An 18105-nucleotide genomic window follows, 5' to 3' on the forward strand; every position below is an offset into this window, starting at 1 on the left:
TCATGGTCGGGCTTGACCCGACCATCTCGAAAACCAGCGCCCTCTGGTCGGGAGATTCTCGGGACAAGCCCGAGAATGACGCCCTTGATGACGCGAGTCGGCAGCCTTAGGCCGCTTCAGCCGCCAGGCGCTGCGCCTTCTCGATCGCCTCGTCGATCGAGCCGACCATGTAGAAGGCAGCTTCCGGCAGGTGGTCATACTTGCCCTCGACCAGACCCTTGAAGCCCTTGATCGTGTCCTCGAGCGCGACGAGCTTGCCCGGCGAACCGGTGAAGACCTCAGCGACGAAGAAGGGCTGCGACAGGAAGCGCTCGATCTTGCGGGCGCGGGCGACGGCGAGCTTGTCCTCTTCCGAGAGCTCGTCCATGCCCAGGATCGCGATGATGTCCTGCAGCGCCTTGTAGCGCTGGAGGATCTGCTGGACCTGACGGGCGACGCCGTAGTGCTCGTCACCGACGATGGCGGCGGAGAGCATGCGCGAGGTCGAGTCGAGCGGGTCGACCGCCGGGTAGATGCCCTTTTCCGCGATCGAGCGCGAGAGCACCGTCGTGGCGTCCAGGTGGGCGAAGGAGGTCGCCGGCGCCGGGTCGGTCAGGTCGTCCGCCGGGACGTAGATCGCCTGCACCGAGGTGATCGAGCCCTTGTTGGTGGTGGTGATCCGCTCCTGCAGGTTGCCCATGTCGGTGGCGAGCGTCGGCTGGTAGCCCACCGCCGACGGGATGCGGCCGAGCAGAGCCGACACTTCCGAGCCGGCCTGGGTGAAGCGGAAGATGTTGTCGACGAAGAACAGCACGTCCTGGCCACGATCGCGGAAGTCTTCGGCGACGGTCAGGCCGGAGAGCGCGACGCGCATGCGGGCGCCCGGGGGCTCGTTCATCTGGCCGTAGACGAGGGCGCACTTCGAGCCTTCGCCGCCGCCCTTCTTGTTGACGCCCGACTCGATCATCTCGTGATAGAGGTCGTTGCCCTCGCGGGTGCGCTCGCCGACGCCGGCGAACACCGAGTAGCCGCCATGGGCCTTCGCGACGTTGTTGATCAGCTCCATGATCAGCACGGTCTTGCCAACGCCGGCGCCGCCGAACAGGCCGATCTTGCCGCCCTTGGCGTATGGCGCCAGCAGGTCGACGACCTTGATGCCGGTGACCAGGATCTGCGCTTCCGTAGCCTGCTCGGCATAGCTCGGAGCCGGCTGGTGGATGCCGCGGGTGCCCGATGTCTTGATCGGGCCGGCCTCGTCGACCGGCTCGCCGATGACGTTCATGATGCGGCCGAGGCACTCGTCGCCGACCGGAACCGCGATCGGCGCGCCGGTATCGGTCACCGACTGGCCGCGGACCAGACCTTCGGTCGAGTCCATGGCGATGGTGCGGACCGTGTTCTCGCCGAGATGCTGGGCGACCTCGAGGACGAGGCGGTTGCCGAGATTGTCGGTCTCGAGCGCGTTCAGGATCTCCGGCAGGACGCCGTCGAACTGCACGTCGACGACGGCGCCGATGACCTGGGCGACGCGGCCGGTGCCGGTGTTGGCGGGCTTGTCGGCGGTCTTGGTCTTGGTAGCGGCTTTGGCCATGGTTCGAACCTCGGATTCGCGTTCAGCGTGTCGGGCGGCCGGCGCGCCGGCCTGAATGTCTAGGCGGTTAGAGCGCTTCCGCGCCGGAGATGATCTCGATCAGTTCCTTGGTGATCATCGCCTGGCGCGAGCGGTTGTAGAGCTGCGTCTGCTTCTTGATCATCTCGCCGGCGTTGCGCGTGGCAGAGTCCATCGCCGACATGCGCGCGCCCTGCTCGGAGGCAGCGTTCTCCAGGATCGCCCGGAGCACCTGCACCGTCAGATTGCGCGGCAGCAGGGTCTCGAGGATCTCGCTCTCTTCCGGCTCGTAGTCGTAGACCGCGTCGGTCGTCTTGGCGCCGGCCGGGATCTCGGCCGGAATGATCTGCTGCGCGGTCGGAATCTGCGAGATCACCGACTTGAACTTCGAGAAGAACAGCGTCGCGACGTCGAACTCGCCGGCGGCGAAGCGCGTCAGGATGTTCTGCGCGATCGCCTCGGCATTGGCGAAGCCGAGCTGCTTGAAGGCGCGCAAGTCGACGACTTCGAGGATGTCGGCGGCGAACTGCCGGCGCAGGATGTCGAAGCCCTTCTTGCCGACGCAGATGAACTTGACCGTCTTGCCCTCGGCCTTGAGCGCGTTCGCCTTGTCACGGGCGAGACGGGCGATCGAGGAGTTGAAGGCGCCGCACAGGCCGCGCTCAGCCGTGCAGACCACGAGCAGCTGGACCTTGTCCGAGCCCGTGCCGGCGATCAGGCGCGGCGCGCTGCCATTGGCGAGCCCGCCGGCAAGATTGGCCAGCACCGCCTCCATGCGCTCGGCATAGGGACGCGCGGCCTCGGCGGCCGTCTGCGCCCGGCGCAGCTTCGCCGCCGCGACCATCTGCATGGCCTTGGTGATCTTCTGCGTCGCCTTCACCGAGGCGATGCGGTTTCTAAGGTCCTTCAAGGACGGCATTTGGCGCTCTCACCCCGTCATGGCCGACCATAAGCCGACCACTCACGATTTGAACCTCATTCTCGCTCACCACGCCGTCGCGACAGCGGCGACGTGGCCGGCCGGGCAAGCCCGGCCATGACGCTCGTCAGGCGAACGACTTGGCGTAGCCCTCGACGATGCCCTTCAGTTTCGCGGCGTTCGCGTCCGAAAGGTCCTTCGACGAGCCGATCTCGTTCAGCAGGTCGGCATGCTTGCCGCGCACCAGCGAGAGCAGGCCGTCCTCGAAGGCGCGGACCTTGTTGACCGGCAGCGGATCGAGATAGCCGTTGACGCCGGCATAGATCACGACCGTCTGCTCCTCCATCTTCAGCGGCGAGAACTGGCCCTGCTTCAGGAGCTCGGTCAGGCGAGCGCCGCGGTTGAGCAGGCGTTGCGTGACGGCGTCGAGGTCGGAGCCGAACTGGGCGAAGGCCGCCATCTCGCGATACTGGGCGAGCTCGCCCTTGATCTTGCCGGCGACCTTCTTGGTCGCCTTGGTCTGGGCGGCCGAGCCGACGCGCGACACCGAGAGACCGACGTTCACCGCCGGGCGGATGCCCTGGTAGAACAGGTCGGTCTCGAGGAAGATCTGGCCGTCGGTGATCGAGATCACGTTGGTCGGGATGTAGGCCGAGACGTCGTTGGCCTGGGTCTCGATGACCGGCAGCGCCGTCAGCGAGCCGTTGCCGGCGGCATCGCCCATCTTGGCGGCGCGCTCGAGCAGGCGGGAGTGGAGGTAGAACACGTCGCCGGGATAAGCCTCACGGCCCGGCGGGCGGCGCAGCAGCAGCGACATCTGGCGGTAGGCGACGGCCTGCTTCGAGAGGTCGTCATAGATGATCACGGCGTGCATGCCGTTGTCGCGGAAGTACTCGCCCATGGCACAGCCGGCGAAGGGCGCCAGGAACTGCATCGGGGCAGCGTCCGAGGCGGTCGCCGCGACGACGATCGAGTACTCGAGCGCACCGCGCTCTTCGAGCACCTTCACGAACTGGGCGACGGTCGAACGCTTCTGGCCGATCGCGACATAGACGCAGTAGAGCTTCTGGCTCTCGTCCGTGCCTTCGTTGATTGCCTTCTGGTTCAGGATCGTGTCGAGCGCCACGGCGGTCTTGCCGGTCTGGCGGTCGCCGATGATCAGCTCGCGCTGGCCGCGGCCGATCGGGATCAGGGCGTCGATCGCCTTGAGGCCGGTCGCCATCGGCTCGTGCACCGACTTGCGCGGGATGATGCCCGGCGCCTTCACGTCGACGCGCGAACGGGTTTTGGTCTTGATCGGGCCCTTGCCGTCGATCGGGTTGCCGAGCGCGTCGACGACGCGGCCCAGCATCTCCTTGCCGACCGGCACGTCGACGATGGCGCCGGTGCGCTTGACGGTCTGGCCTTCCTTGATCTCGCGGTCGGAGCCGAAGATCACGACGCCGACATTGTCGCTCTCGAGGTTGAGGGCCATGCCGCGCACGCCCGACTCGAACTCGACCATCTCACCGGCCTGGACCTTGTCGAGGCCGTAGACGCGGGCGATGCCGTCGCCGACGGAGAGAACCTGACCGACCTCGGTAACCGAGGCTTCCGAGCCGAAGTTCGAGATCTGCGACTTCAGGATAGCGGAGATTTCAGCGGCGCGGATGTCCATCAGCCGACCTCTTTCATGGCAAGACGAATAGAATTGAGCTTGGTTTTCAGGGACGCATCGACCATCCGCGAACCCATCTTGACGATGAGACCGCCGATGATGGCCGGGTCGACCTTCACGGAAACGTCGACATCCTTGCCGGCGACATCCTTGAGGGTCGCGGCGATGTCCTTGAGCTGGGCGGCAGAGGGCTGCTCGGCGAGCGTGACCTCGGCGCTGACCACGCCCTTGGCTTCGGCGACCTTGGCGCGGAAGGCGCGGATCATGCCCGGCAGCGCGAACAGGCGGCGCTTGCTGGCGACGAAGCCGATGAAGTTGGCGGCGCTGCCGGAGATGCCGGCCTTGGCGGTGAGCGCGGCGACGGCGGAAACCTGGTCCTGGGTGGAGAAGGCGGGGCTTCCGATCAGGCGCTTGAGATCGTCGCTCTCGGCGATCATCGCGCTGAAGGTGTCGAGATCCTTGGCGACGGCGTCGACAGTCTTGGCCTCGCTGGCCAGTTCGAACAGAGCCGTCGCATAGCGCTCGGCCACGCCCGAGACAGGGGATTGTTCCTGCGATCCGCCCTCGGCCACGCTCTCGCTCTCTCTTCCAGGGGACTGCTCCGGCGACCTTCTGACGAAGGTGGAGTGCATATCCCCGACGCTGCGGTGATCAAGCGCACGACGAACCTGTTCCAGGGCTTTCGGCGCTTGGATTGCGGCGGTGCACTAGCATGGGGTTTCGGGGGGCGCAACCGCACTTCGCCGCTCCGGAGGCACATAGCACCATGCTTCGTCAGGCCAGGTTAGTTCGGTTGAAAAGAGCAGACCGAACGCGCAGCTTTCCATTCTGTCGATCCTGTAGGACCTTGTTGACTTGCCTCCCTGCCGCAATAGCATCCGTCGCCGGATTTGGGGGAAGGCGATCATGAAGAGATTGAACCTCGCGACAGCAGGAATAGTGGCATTCACCTTACTCATGGCGATGGAATCGTCTCTGGCGCAATACGAGCGGTCACGCCGCTCCGTGCCGGCCAACACTGAGACGCAGATCTACAATTTCTGGAACTGCCGCAACGACGTGATTCAAGCTGTAAACGGAGAGGCGGAGCGCGGGCGCATTACCACGCGTGAGACGACACAACACCGCTGCGGCAATCGTACGCAGCGGGTCTTGCAGGTCATCTATATGCCGCCTGCCGGCTATAAAGGCCCCGACGACGTCTATCTTTATTCAGGCAGTAGCCAGTCGCGCATCTACCTCAACATCAAATAAGGATCACTTCAAAGGAAGCTCTGCGGATCGACGTCGACCGCGACCCTGACCGAGCCCTTCGGCCGCGGCGCGCGCTTCAGCCACGCACGCAGGTAATCCTGGAGGTTGATCTCGCGCGCCGTCCTGACGATCAGGCGCATGCGGTGGCGCCCGCGCAGGATCGCCAGCGGCGCCTCGGCCGGGCCGAGCACGGCGACGCCGGCTGGCGCCTCGGCGTAGCGCGCCAGCGCCCGCGCATGCGTCTCGGCCTCCCCTTGCGAATTGGCCGAAACGATCAGGCCCGCGAGCCGACCGAAGGGTGGCAGGCCGGCCGCCTCGCGCGACGCCGTCTCGGCCGCGTAGAAGCGTTCGGGATCGCCGGAGATCAGCGCCTTCAGCACCGGATGGTTGGGATCGTGTGTCTGCAGCAGCGCCCGCCCCGGCTTCTCGCCGCGCCCGGCCCGGCCGGTGACCTGCCTCAGCACCTGGAAGGTGCGCTCGGCCGCGCGTGGATCGCCCGAGGTCAGGCCGAGATCGGCATCGATCACCCCGACCAGCGTCATCCCCGGGAAATTATGGCCCTTGGCGACGAGCTGCGTGCCGATGACGATATCGAACTCGCCCTCGGCCACCGCCATCAGCTCCTGCTTCAGGCGCTCGGTACCCCCCGGAAAATCGCTCGACAGCACGATCGAGCGCGCCTGCGGGAACAGCGTCGCGACTTCCTCGGCAAGGCGCTCGACGCCCGGCCCGCAGGCGACGAGGCTTTCGGGCTGATGGCAGGCCGGGCACTCATGCGGCCGGCGCTCAACATGGCCGCAATGATGGCAGACCAGCGCCCGCCGGAAGCGATGGTCGACCAGCCAGGCCGAGCAGTTCGGGCACTGGAAACGGTGACCGCAATCGCGGCACAGCGTCAGCGGCGCATAACCGCGCCGGTTGAGGAAAAGCAGCGACTGCTCCTTCGCCTCGAGATTGGCCTCGACCGCCTTGACCAGGCCCGAGGAGAGCCAGCGCCCGCGCTCCGGCTTGTCCTTGCGCAGGTCGACCAGGCCGAGCACCGGCAGTTCACGCCCGCCATAGCGCTCCGGCAGCTTGAGATGGACGTAGCGACCGCGCTCGGCATTGACGCGGGTTTCCAGCGAGGGCGTGGCGGAGGCCAGCACCACCGGCGCATTCTCGATCTTGCCGCGCACCACCGCCATGTCGCGGGCATGGTAGGCGACGCCGTCCTCCTGCTTGTAGGCGGCCTCGTGCTCCTCATCGACGATGATCAGGCCGAGATCCCGATAAGGCAGGAACAGCGCCGAGCGCGCACCGGCGACCACCAGCGCTTCGCCCCTGGCGATCGCCGCCTGCAGGCGCTCGCGCCGGCGCCCGCTCACGCCTGAGTGCCACAGGCCCGGCCGCACGCCGAAGCGGGCCTCGAACCGGTCGATGAACTGCGCCGTGAGTGCGATCTCGGGCATCAGGATCACGCTCTGCCGCCCGAGCCGGATCGCCTCCGCGACCGCCTCGAAATAGACCTCGGTCTTGCCCGAACCGGTGACGCCTTCGAGCAGCGCCACCTGCCAGGCCTGCTTGCGCACGAGCTCCGCGAGGGCATCGCCAACCGCCAGCTGATCCTCGGAGAGCTGCGGCCTGGCGTGATCGGGGTCGGGCCGCGCCGCGATCGCCTCCTGCGGCAACGCCTCCACGGAAAAGGTACCGGCATCGACGAGCGAATCGATCACTGCCGTGCTGACCGAGGCCGCCTCCGCCAGCGCCGATTTACCGATCAGCAGCCCGCCCTCGGCCGCAGCGATGGCGCGCGCCCGGCCCGGCGTCATCCGCGCTGGCGGTGCCCCAACCAGCCTGACACCGAGCTTCGGCCGCTCCGGCGTGTCATCAGGCGGGCGCCGCAGAGCGAGCGCCAGCACCGAACCCTTGGCGGCGAGCGTGTACCAGGCGACCCAGTCGACCAATTTGCGCAAGGCCGGATCGAGCGGCGGCATGTCGAGCTTGCCGACCACCTTCTTCAGGTTGCCACCGCGGCCAGAGCCTGCCTCCCAGACGACGCCGACCGTCTCGCGCGGGCCGAGTGGCACCTGCACGACATCGCCCGGCGCGAGCGTGAGCCCGGGCGGCACGGCGTAGCTATAGGCCTGGTCGAGGCCGAGCGGGATCAGCACCTCGACCGTGCCGCCGCCCTGCCCTTCATCGAGCACATCGTCCATGCGCCCGTCTCTAGCACTGATTCGGAATCATCGTCGGCAGTAGCCGTCGGGCAGAGCCTGCCCCCTCTCCCCCGGGCCGGGTGCAGGGCGGGAAATCCCTCCCCCTTGTGGGGAGGGGCAGGGGTGGGGGTCGTAAAGCCGGAGCGATCGATGGAATTTCGCAGCGGAGCCGCTGCTGCCCGCCTCCATTTCCTGCTGCCAGTCACCGAGTGGCGCCACCCCCATCCCCATCCCCACAAGGGGGAAGGGAGGAACCCGACGGGTAGATAGTGCGCGAGATAATCGTCGATGCAGCGCCCTTATTGTCAGGCCGTCGCCGGTCGCTGCGCCATCAGCTTGCGCGTCGCCCAGACGAAGACCGGCCAGAGCAGCGCACCAAAGGTCATCGCCGCCAGAACCGACGAGACCGGCCGGCTGAAGAAGGGCAGGATCGAGCCGTCCGACTTGATCAGCGAAGTCACGAAGCTCTGCTCGACCATCGTGCCCATGACGATGCCAAGCACCATCGCCGCGACCGGATAGCCGTTCTTTTCCATCACGAAGCCGATCAGGCCGAAGATGGCGACGCAGTAGACCGCGAACAGGTTGTTGCCCGCCGTAGCGAAGGCGCCGACCGCGCAGAAGATCATGATCACCGGCATCACCGCCGAGCGCGGCGCACCGACGACCTTGCTCGCCAGCCGGATCATGATGATGCCGAGCGGGATCATGATGATGTTGCCGATGATGAAGATGATGTAGAGCGCGTACATGCTCGACGCCTGCGAGGTGAACAGCGTCGGGCCGGGGTTGAGTCCCTTCATGTAGAGCACGCCGATCGCGATCGCGGTGATCGTGTCGCCGGGGATGCCGAAGAGCAGCGCCGGCACCCAGCCCGAGGCGAGCGACGCGTTGTTGGAGGCGCCGGCCTCGATCAGCCCTTCCGGATGGCCGGTGCCGAACTTCTCCGGCGTCTTCGAGAAGCGCTTGGCCATGGCATAGCTGACCCAGGCCGCCATATCGGCGCCGGCGCCGGGCAGCACGCCGATAATGATGCCGACCAGGTTTCCGCGCGCCTGTTGCTTCGGATACTTCTTGGTCAGCTCCCACTGGCCCTTCAGGATCGAGCCGAGCCGGCGGTTCTCCAGCTTCGGCGGCTCGCGCTCGGTCAAGGCCCGCATCACCTCGGCCAAAGCGAAGACGCCGACCAGCGCCGGGATCACCTCGATGCCTCCCAGCAGGTCAGTCGACCCCAGGGTGAAGCGCGGCACGCCGCCAGGGTTGTCGATGCCGATGCAGGTGATCAGCAGACCGAGCAGCATCGCCGCGATCGCCTTGATCGGCGATGAGCGCGCCACCAGCGTCGAGCACATCAGCCCGAGCATGGCGAGCCAGAAATTCTCATAGGTCGAGAAGGACAGCGCCATCTCGGCCAGCAGCGGCGCGATCAGCATCAGCGAGAGCGTGCCGGCGATGCCGCCGAGCGCCGAGAACCACAGGCAGATGCCGAGCGCGGTCTCCGCCTCGCCCTTGCGCGTCATCGCATAGGCTTCGTCGGTATAGGCGGCCGAAGCCGGCGTGCCGGGAATGCGCAGCAGGCAGCCGGGAATGTCGCCAGAGAAGATCGCCATCGCTGAAGCGGTGATGATGGTGGCGACAGCCGCGATCGGCGAGAGGTAGAAGGTGACGGGCACGAGCAGCGCCGTCGCCATCGTCGCCGACAGGCCGGGCAGCGAGCCGACCAGAAGCCCGTAGACGGCGGAAGCGAAGATCGCGATCAGCACATCCGGAGCGAAGACGAGGCCGAAGGCCTGGATGACGGTATCCATCGCAGCCTCACCAGGGGAAGGGCAGCAGGCCGCCGGGCAAGGGAACGCGCAGCAGCTTGAGGAAGATCAGGTTGATCACGAAGGGCGCGATCAGCGCGAGCGGCAGAGCGAGCTTCAGGCGCGCGCCGAAGGCGAGGCTCGCGGTCAGCACCATGATCGCCGCCGTCGGCAGGAAGCCGAGCCTCTCCGAGACGAGCGCATAGAACAGCAGCAGCGCCGGCGGCAGCAGAGCCAACCAGTTGCGCCAGGCCGGCAGCGGCTCGAGCAGTTCCGGGGCACTGTGGCTCGCGACATCGGCCTCGGCGACCTCCTCGAAATGTCGGCCGACACCCAGCACGATCATCACGCCGCAAAGTACCAGCCCGGCGCCGACGACCATCGGGAAGGCCGAGGGACCGACCTGCTGGCCGGGCACCGGCGGCAGTTTCGAACCGTAGAAGAAAGCGGCGGCGCCGAGCGTCGCGATGGCGCCGCCGGTCAGGCGGTCTGACAACAACATGCTGCGAAATCTCGTCGAACTGTGATTGCGCCGCGCCGGCGCCGACTGGAGCGGAGGAACGGGCGAGCGTCGCTCGCCCGTCCGCCCTGCTTGCGAGCGATCAGGCCTTGGCCAGGCCGGCAGCCTTCATCGCCGACGCCATCGATGTGTCGCTGTCGGCCATGAACTTGGCGAAGCCCGGCCCGTCGGCGAACTTCATGCCGAAGCCGCGCGAGTTCATGAAGTCCTGATACTCCTTCGAGTCGAAGGCCTTCTTCAGCGACGCCGTCAGCTTGGCCTGGATGTCGGCAGGCACGGCCTTGGGCGCGCCGATGCCGCGCCAGGCGCCGACCGAGTAGTTGATCCCCAGCGACTCGTTCAGCGTCGGCACATCCTTGAACTGCGGATTGCGCGCATTCGCCATGATCGCGAGCGACTTCGCCTTGCCGGCGTCGATCATCGCCCGCGCTTCCGGCACCGAGCAGGTGACGATGTCGATGCCGCCGGCCGCGAGATCCTGCATGCCGGGCGCGGCGCCGTTCGACGGCACCCAGGCGACATGGTCGGGCTTCAGCCCCATCGCGACCAGCCAGCCGACCAGCGCGAGGTGCCAGATGCCGCCCTGGCCGGTGCCGGACGCCTTGAGCTTGCCGTGAGGAGCGGCCTTGATCGCCTCGGCCAGCGCCTTGATGTCCTTGTACGGGCTCGAAGCCGAGACCTGCACGCCCGGCGGGTCCTCGTTCATCAGGGCGAGCGCGGCATAGTTGGTCGATTTGAGCTCGGTCAGACCCTGATGGTGCATCATCGCGATCTCGACCGTCAGCATGCCGACGGTGTAGCCGTCCGCCGGGGCCGACGCGATCGCCTGGTGTCCGACGACGCCGGAGCCGCCGGTGCGATTCACCACGTTGAAGGGCTGGCCGAGATCCTTCTCCAGCAATTGCGCGACGATGCGCGCCGTCGCGTCGGTGCCGCCGCCGGCGCCCCAGGGGCAGATCAAGGTCACCGGCCGGCTCGGATACTGCGCCTGGCCGATTGCCGGGCCTGTGATCAGCCCTGCCGCGCCGGCTGCCGCTGCGCCTTTGAGGACCGAACGTCTGCTGATTCTGCTCATTCCATATCCCTCCCGTTCAATCGATTTAAAATTTTGAAAGCTTCTTCACCTTGCGGCGCGGCTTCCTTGCATTCTCGCTATCAGAGCCGATTGCCGCCAGCGAGGCAACCGCCTTTGTATGCTGTATGCACGAGGCGATGAGGGAACGTCAAAGCCCGCAGGCCACGGGCACGACACTCTTGCCGGCGGTCTCGGCGATCGCTCCGGTGCTCAGCTCGCCACTCGCCGCCGCTGCGGCAGCAGGCTTGGCATCGGCCTTCTCCAGCATGGCTCGGAGCTGCGCGACGCCGGCGATCGCATGATTGCGCTGCGGCGCGACACCGGCAATCAGACCTTTGTCCGAAGGATTAGCGGTGACCAGCCCGGCCAGGCGGCCCTGGCGGTCGAAGAGGGGGCTACCTGCGCCGCCCGGCTGCAAGGGCGCGAGCACAGCATCGCTCATCACTTCGCCGGGCAGCGCGACCGCGGTGCGCGACGTTGCAATGCCATCATAGGCCAGCACGACCACGGCCTCCCGCGCGGCAGGCGCTGCATCCCGCAGCCCCGGCACGGCGCTGGAGGCCAGCCCGGGCACATCGAGCAACGCGAGGCCGCTCGCCTGATCCTGCAGCCGCAATTTCGCCGGCCGTGAGCCGACCTTGAGCCCCTTGCAGGGATCCACCGCAGCGCGCGCCGTCAGCACCAGCTCCTTGCCGACGACGAGGCCGACGCCGAAACGTTCGGTCGCCGGCTGTGCGGGGGCGACAACCACTAGCGGCGCACCGGGTGCTGCAGGGATCGGAGTGGGAGCCGGCGCGGCTCCACTCGGGAATGGCTCGAAACTATCGGCGATCGCGGTCACCACCTTGTCGAAGGTCGTGGCCATGCTCTTGTCGTAGCCGATCGAGAAACCGCGCAAGCCCGCCGGCCCCAACGCCTGCCGCCGGAAGAATTTTCCGGTCGGCGTCTCGCCGGCGACGACGAAGAAGCTCGGCTGCAGCAGCTTGTAGGTGACCTTGCGCTGGATGTTCGGATTGACCGCGGTCGCCCGCTCGAAGATCGCCTGAAGCGGCTCGGTCGCCGGGCCTGCGCTGACATCGAGCGTGACCTTGCCGTCAGCGCTCTGCCAGCGGCTGCCACCGGCTGCGGTCGCCTCGCGCTTGGGCAGGAGTTTCTGCGGAATGCCGATGCGCACGCCGGTGGGCTGGTCGATGATCACCGCAAAGCCGGCCGCATCGCGCGCCGTCCTGGCGAGTCGCGCCAGTTCCTGCCGCTCGGCCGCGCTCAGTTGCCCGTCGGGCTGGCCACGGCCGGCCTTGAAGCTGTTCACGGCGCGGAAGGTCAGCGGTCCGAAATTCCCGGTGGCGGCGCTGTTGAGATGTCCGGTCCAGATCAAATCGGCCTGGATCGCCTTGCGCTCGGTCTCTGGCAAAGCGGTATAGGCCTGCGTCGCCGCAGCTAATCGCGGATCGGCAGGCTGCTGCGCCTGCACGGCACTCAGGCAGGTGAGGACGGCGGCGATGCCGATCAGCGCGGGAACCTTGAACACGACCATCTCCTCGTTCCAGACCGCGCCGCAACGCGGCGCCATTCAGCGTCAGCCTCGTCGCAGAGGCAAGAGGCGAGAAGGGCTCAACCTGTCGCAAGCCGAGTTGCGCCCGACGCGCCCGGTGCTAGCTTCGCGCAGCGCGACGCGATGACCCGTCATCGCGTCGACGCCTGCCGCGGCAACAATCGGGCCGCCCGCCTTTTCGGAGACCGAGCCATGCGCCATCTCGTCCGTCTCGCCCTCCTGCTCGGCCTGACTGTCGCCGCCGGACCCGCTTTCGCCCAGAAGGCCTATGTTCGGCCCGATCTCGCCAGCGACGGAGCGCGCCTCGAAGAGCGGCTGAAGCGCGAGGTCTCGGTCGGCCAGCGCCCCTTCGCCACCTTGCTGCGCGACGGCACCACCGCCCTCAACCGCGGCGACGCCCGCGCCGCTTTGCCCCTCGCCAATGCCGCAGCAGTCGCCGATCCCGCCAATCCCGGCGGCTGGCGCCTGATGGCGCAGGCGGCAAGCGGCATCGAGCCGCGCGATTATCGTGAGCGCTATGAACTGCGCGAGCGTGCGATCAGCGCCGCCTATCTCGCCTATCAGCGCTCGACCTCGCGCCCGGACGAAGCCTCCTCACTAGGCGTGCTCGCCCGCGTCTTCGAGAAGCATGAGCTCTGGCGCCCGGCGCTGACCACCTATCGCCTCAGCCTCGATCTCGCCGACAACGCCTCGCTGCGCACCGATTACGAGGCACTGCGGGCCCAGCGCGGTTTCCGCCTCATCTCCAACAAGGTCGATTCCGACGCTGCGAGCCCGCGCGCCTGCTTCGAGTTCTCCGAGCCGTTGTCGCGCGGCCGCGTCGATTTCGCACCCTACGTCGCCATCACCGGCAAGGGCGATTTCGCCGTCAGCGGCGAGGAGCGCCAGCTCTGCGTCGACGGACTGCGCCATGGCGAACGCTACGGCTTCGTTATCCGCCAGGGCGTGCCTTCGGCGATTCCCGACGAGAAGCTGCTGAAATCGGCCGATTACGAGGTCTATGTCCGCGACCGCGCACCCTCGGTGCGCTTCACCGGCAAGAACTACGTGCTGCCGCGCACCGGCCAGCAGGGCGTGCCGGTCGTCTCGGTCAACGCCGACAGCCTCGATCTCGAAGTGATGCGCATCGGCGACCGCAACCTGATCGGCTCGGTCCACTCCGACGACTTCCTCAGCCAGCTCGGCAGCTACAACGCCAATCAGATCGCTTCCGACAAGGGCTCGAGCGTCTGGAAGGGCACCATGGCGGTGAAGTCCGAGCTCAACAAGGACGTCACCACCGCTTTCCCTGTGCTGGAGGCGGTCGGCCGACTCCAGCCCGGCGTCTATGTGATGTTCGCCAAGCCGACCGGCAGCGCCCGGACCGCAAGCTCGTCGGACAGCGATGGCGACTATGACTACGACGGCACGACTCGCGCGACGCAGTGGTTCGTCGTCTCCGATCTCGGCCTGACCTCGTTTTCGGGGCCTGATGGCGTGCATGTGCTGGTGCGCTCGCTCGCCGATGCTTCGCCCGTCGCCAATGCCGAACTGCGCCTGATCGCTAGGAACAACGAGGTGCTGGCGACCATCCGCTCCGACGGCAACGGCTATGCCCGCTTCGACGCCGCGCTCGGCAAGGGCCAGGGCGGCAATGCGCCCGGCCTCGTCACCGCTGCGCTCGCCGAGGATTATGGCTTCCTCGACTTGAAGCAGACCGCGTTCGATCTCTCGGATCGCGGCGTGAAGGGCCGTGTCGCCCCCGCGGGCCTCGATGCCTTCCTCTATACCGAGCGCGGCGTCTATCGCTCCGGCGAGACCGTCTACCTGACGACGCTGCTGCGCGACGCCAAGGGCGCCGCCGTCTCCGGCCTGCCGCTGACGCTGGTCGTCAGGCGCCCGGACGGCGTCGAATACCGCCGCCGCCAGGTCGAGGACCAGGGCGCCGGCGGGCGCGCCCATTCGATCCCGCTGATCTCCGGCGCCCAGAGCGGCACCTGGCGCGTCCAGGCCTATTCCGACCCGAAAGGCGCCGCGATCGGCGAAATCTCCTTCCTGGTCGAGGACTATGTTCCCGAGCGGCTGGAGCTGACGCTCGCGCCGAAGAAGCCGGTTCTGCAGGCCGGCGAACCCGCCGAGATCGACGTCAACGCCCGCTATCTCTACGGCGCGCCGGGATCCGATCTCGACGTTACCGGCTCGATGACGGTGCGCTCGGCCGCTCAGACCGCGATCCCGGGCTTTTCCGGCTACGAGGTCGGCCTGACCGACGAGGCCTTCGAGCCGCAGCAGGCCGATTTCGAGGACGCCGCCAAGACCGGCGCCGACGGCAAGGTCACGATCGCCAACCCGGTCGCCCAGCCCGAGACCAACCGCCCGCTCGAGGTCGAGTTGACCGTGCGCGTCGGCGAGCCCGGCGGGCGCGCCATCGCCCGTTCCGTCACCATGCCGATCGTGCCCAAGGGTGCCGCCATCGGCGTGCGCAAGGCCTTCAAGGAAGGCGAACTCGGCAACGGCCAGACCGCGACCTTCGAGGTTATCATGGCCCAGGGCGACGGCCGCCGCATCGCGCGCCAGGGCCTGAAATGGACGCTGTCCAAGGTCACCCGCAACTATCAGTGGTTCTACCAGGACGGCCGCTGGAACTATGAGGGTGTGAAGACGACGCGGCGTGTCGCCGACGGCGAGATCGCCGTCGACGAGGCCGCGCCGGCCCGCATCGCTGCTCCCGTGCAATGGGGCAATTATCGGCTCGACGTCAGCGCCGACGGCGCCGAGGCGACCGAGACCAGCGTCTCCTTCAACGTCGGCTACGAGACCGACAAGACCGCCGACCAGCCCGATGTGCTCGACGTCGCCCTCGACAAGCCCTCCTACGCCAATGGCGAGAGCATGCAGGTGCGTCTCACCCCGCGCTTCGCCGGCAAGGCGACGCTCGCGGTGATGAGCGACCGCGTCGCCGAGATCCGCACCGTCGACGTGCCGGCCTCCGGCACCACCGTGACCATCCCGGCCAAGTCCGACTGGGGCGCCAGCGCCTATCTCGTCGTGCTCGCCCATCGCCCGATGGACAGCCAGGCGCAGCGCATGCCCGGCCGCGCCATCGGTCTTTCCTGGTTCAGCGTCGGCAAGGAGGAGCGCAACCTCACCATCGACCTCGGCGCGCCCAATCTGGTGCGCCCGCTCTCGACGCTCTCGCTTCCCGTCAAGGTGACGGGTGCCAAGGCCGGCGAGGAGGCCTTCATCACCGTCGCCGCGGTCGATGTCGGCATCCTCAATCTCACTCGCTTCGAGAGCCCCGACCCGAGCAAGTACTTTTTCGGCCAGCGCCAGCTCGGCCATGAATTGCGCGATCTCTATGGCTATCTGATCGATGGCATGCAGGGCACGCGCGGCGCGATCCGCTCCGGTGGCGACGCTGCTCCGCAGCTCAATGGCGAGGCCCCGACGCAGGAGCCGCTGGCGCGCTATTCCGGCGTGGTCAAGCTCGGTCCGGACGGCACCGCCAAGGTCGATTTCGAACTGCCGGCCTTCAACGGCTCAGTCCGCCTCATGGCCGTGGCCTGGAGTGCCGGCCGGACCGGCCAGGCCAGTGCCGACGTCTTCGTGCGCGACCAGATCGTCGCCCAGGCGACGCTGCCGCGCTTCCTCGCGCTCGGCGACCAGTCGCGCTTCCATCTGCAGATCGACAATGTCGAGGGCCCGGCCGGCGCCTATCTCGTCGATCTCGACGTCAAGGGCCCGGTCGTCGTCGCAGCCGACGCAACCCGCCGCAGCATGACCATGGCAGCGGGAGCCAAGAGCTCGCTGACGATCCCGGTGACCGCCGCCGGGCTCGGCCGCGCCTCCTTCGACGTCAGGATCACCGGCCCGAACGGCATCGGCACGGTGCAGAATCTCGCCGTGCGGGTGCAGCCCTCGACCCAGACGATCGCACGCCGGATCGTCCGCCCGATCCCCGGCGGCGGCTCGCTCACCGTCTCCTCCGACCTGATGGCCGATCTCGTGCCGGATTCCGGCGCGGTCTCCGTCTCCGTGTCGCCGGTCGCGGCGCTCGACGTCGCAGCGGTGCTGAAGGCGCTCGACCGCTACCCCTATGGCTGCACCGAGCAGACGATCAGCCGGGCGCTGCCATTGCTCGTCGTCAACCGGCTCGCCTCGATGGAGCAGCTGGCGCTCGACGGCAACGCGGATGAGCGCGTCAACGCCGCTATCGAGCGCGTGCTCGCACGCCAGGGCAATAACGGCTCCTTCGGCCTCTGGGGCGTCGGCGGCGAGGATCTCTGGCTCGACGCCTTCGTCACCGATTTCCTGACCCGCGCCCGCGAACGCCAGTTCGCCGTGCCGCAGACGGCGTTCAACATGGCGCTCGACCGCCTGCGCAACCAGGTCGTCAACACCGGCGAGGTCAACAAGGAGGAGGCGGCCGGCATCGCCTACGCGCTCTATGTGCTCGCCCGCAACGGCCGGCCGGTGATGGGCGACCTGCGCTATCTCGCCGACAACAAGCTCGGCGATTTCGGCTCTCCGCTCGCCCGCGCCCAGATCGGCGCCGCGCTCTCGCTGCTCGGCGACCGCACCCGCGGCCGCGCCGCCTTCACCAGCGCGCTCGGTACCTTGCAGCAGATCAGCGACGACGGTCTGTCGCGCGCCGATTACGGCTCACGGCTGCGCGACGGCGCCGGCATCCTGACCTTGATCGCCGAGAGCAATGGCGAGCGCGCCGACCTCTCCCGCGCCGCCGACGTCGTCCAGAACGCGCGCCAGAATGCGCGCTACACCTCGACGCAGGAGAACATGTGGATGGCGATGGCCGCCGCGGCGATGGCCAAGGAGGCGGACGGCATGTCGCTGACCGTCGACGGCGCCGAGCGCAAGGGCGCCTTCTACCGCACCATCCCGCAGGCGGCGCTGGAGGCCAAGCCGCTGGTGATCGGCAATCCCGGCACCGCCTCGGCCAATGCCGTGCTCAGCGTCTCCGGCATCCCGACGACGCCGGAACCGGCGCTGAACCAGGGCTTCGCGCTGGAACGCACGCTCTTCACCATGAAGGGTGAGCGGGTCGATCCCTCCCGCCTGCGCCAGAACGAGCGCTATGTCGTGGCGCTCAAGGTCACCGAGCCGGCGGCGCGCTATGGCCGGCTACTGATGGTCGACCCCGTCCCGGCCGGCCTCGAGATCGAGAACGCCAAGCTGACCGAGGGAGCCTCGGTCGAGGGGCTCAACTGGCTGAAGCAGGAGGTCTCGCCCGTCCACACCGAGGCGCGCGACGACCGCTTCGTCGCGGCCTTCGAGCGCAATGGCGGCAAGAACGAGCCGCTGTCCTATACGGTCGCCTACATCGCCCGGGCCGTCTCGCCCGGCCGCTATGTCCAGCCGGCGGCGGTGATCGAGGACATGTACCGGCCCGATCGCTTCGGCCGGACGGGTTTCGGCACGATCGAGATCACGTCGGCAAGGTAGGGTTGACGTGAGCGCGCCGCACGAAAGGCCAAGCGCGACGGAACCCCCTCTCCCCTCAGGGGAGAGGGATGGGGTGAGGGCCGGCGTGACAGACGGTG

The 18105-nt window shown here is 67.7% G+C and carries 11 protein-coding genes; 2 read left to right on the forward strand and 9 right to left on the reverse strand.

Features of this window, described 5'->3' with window-relative positions; genetic code table 11:
- Window positions 1-106: 106 nt before the first annotated feature.
- The 4 genes from atpD to ACSQ24_RS28620 form a co-directional block, all read right to left on the reverse strand.
- On the reverse strand, window positions 107-1570 hold the full coding sequence (gene atpD, locus ACSQ24_RS28605) for a F0F1 ATP synthase subunit beta (RefSeq protein WP_436098170.1): 1464 nt from the start codon (window positions 1568-1570) through the stop codon (window positions 107-109).
- Between the two features lie 67 nt (window positions 1571-1637).
- Window positions 1638-2507: a F0F1 ATP synthase subunit gamma gene (locus ACSQ24_RS28610; RefSeq protein WP_436098171.1), complete on the reverse strand. Its 870-nt coding sequence runs from the start codon at window positions 2505-2507 to the stop codon at window positions 1638-1640.
- 127 nt (window positions 2508-2634) lie between these two features.
- A complete protein-coding gene (gene atpA, locus ACSQ24_RS28615; protein ID WP_436098172.1) occupies window positions 2635-4164 on the reverse strand; it encodes a F0F1 ATP synthase subunit alpha in 1530 nt (509 codons plus the stop codon).
- A complete protein-coding gene (locus ACSQ24_RS28620; RefSeq protein WP_284167113.1) occupies window positions 4164-4736 on the reverse strand; it encodes a F0F1 ATP synthase subunit delta in 573 nt (190 codons plus the stop codon). Before ACSQ24_RS28620 ends, atpA begins: the two co-directional genes overlap by 1 nt.
- Window positions 4737-5070: 334 nt before the next feature.
- Here ACSQ24_RS28620 and ACSQ24_RS28625 point away from each other — a divergent pair, with 334 nt between their 5' ends.
- A complete protein-coding gene (locus tag ACSQ24_RS28625; protein ID WP_436098173.1) occupies window positions 5071-5418 on the forward strand; it encodes a hypothetical protein in 348 nt (115 codons plus the stop codon).
- Window positions 5419-5426: 8 nt separating this feature from the next.
- On the opposite strand, the gene ACSQ24_RS28630 is transcribed toward ACSQ24_RS28625, so the two are convergent.
- The 5 genes from ACSQ24_RS28630 to ACSQ24_RS28650 all read right to left on the reverse strand — a co-directional run bounded on the left by ACSQ24_RS28630 (window position 5427) and on the right by ACSQ24_RS28650 (window position 12583).
- On the reverse strand, window positions 5427-7613 hold the full coding sequence (locus tag ACSQ24_RS28630) for a primosomal protein N' (RefSeq protein WP_436098174.1): 2187 nt from the start codon (window positions 7611-7613) through the stop codon (window positions 5427-5429).
- Window positions 7614-7918: 305 nt separating this feature from the next.
- Window positions 7919-9421, reverse strand: coding sequence for a tripartite tricarboxylate transporter permease (locus tag ACSQ24_RS28635; protein WP_436098175.1), 1503 nt, complete (start codon window positions 9419-9421; stop codon window positions 7919-7921).
- A gap of 7 nt (window positions 9422-9428) precedes the next feature.
- Entirely contained in the window at window positions 9429-9920 is a 492-nt protein-coding gene (locus tag ACSQ24_RS28640) for a tripartite tricarboxylate transporter TctB family protein (RefSeq protein ID WP_436098176.1), read from the reverse strand.
- 100 nt (window positions 9921-10020) lie between these two features.
- Window positions 10021-11013 (reverse strand): tripartite tricarboxylate transporter substrate binding protein, encoded by a 993-nt coding sequence (locus tag ACSQ24_RS28645; RefSeq protein ID WP_436098177.1) that lies wholly within the window; start codon window positions 11011-11013, stop codon window positions 10021-10023.
- 148 nt (window positions 11014-11161) lie between these two features.
- A complete protein-coding gene (locus ACSQ24_RS28650; protein ID WP_436098178.1) occupies window positions 11162-12583 on the reverse strand; it encodes a trypsin-like peptidase domain-containing protein in 1422 nt (473 codons plus the stop codon).
- A gap of 174 nt (window positions 12584-12757) precedes the next feature.
- Between ACSQ24_RS28650 and ACSQ24_RS28655 the strand changes: the two genes are divergently transcribed.
- A complete protein-coding gene (locus ACSQ24_RS28655) occupies window positions 12758-18007 on the forward strand; it encodes an alpha-2-macroglobulin family protein (protein ID WP_436098179.1) in 5250 nt (1749 codons plus the stop codon).
- Window positions 18008-18105: the final 98 nt, after the last annotated feature.

This window comes from Allobosea sp. LjRoot237, assembly GCF_964253285.1.
Lineage (GTDB): Bacteria > Pseudomonadota > Alphaproteobacteria > Rhizobiales > Beijerinckiaceae > Allobosea.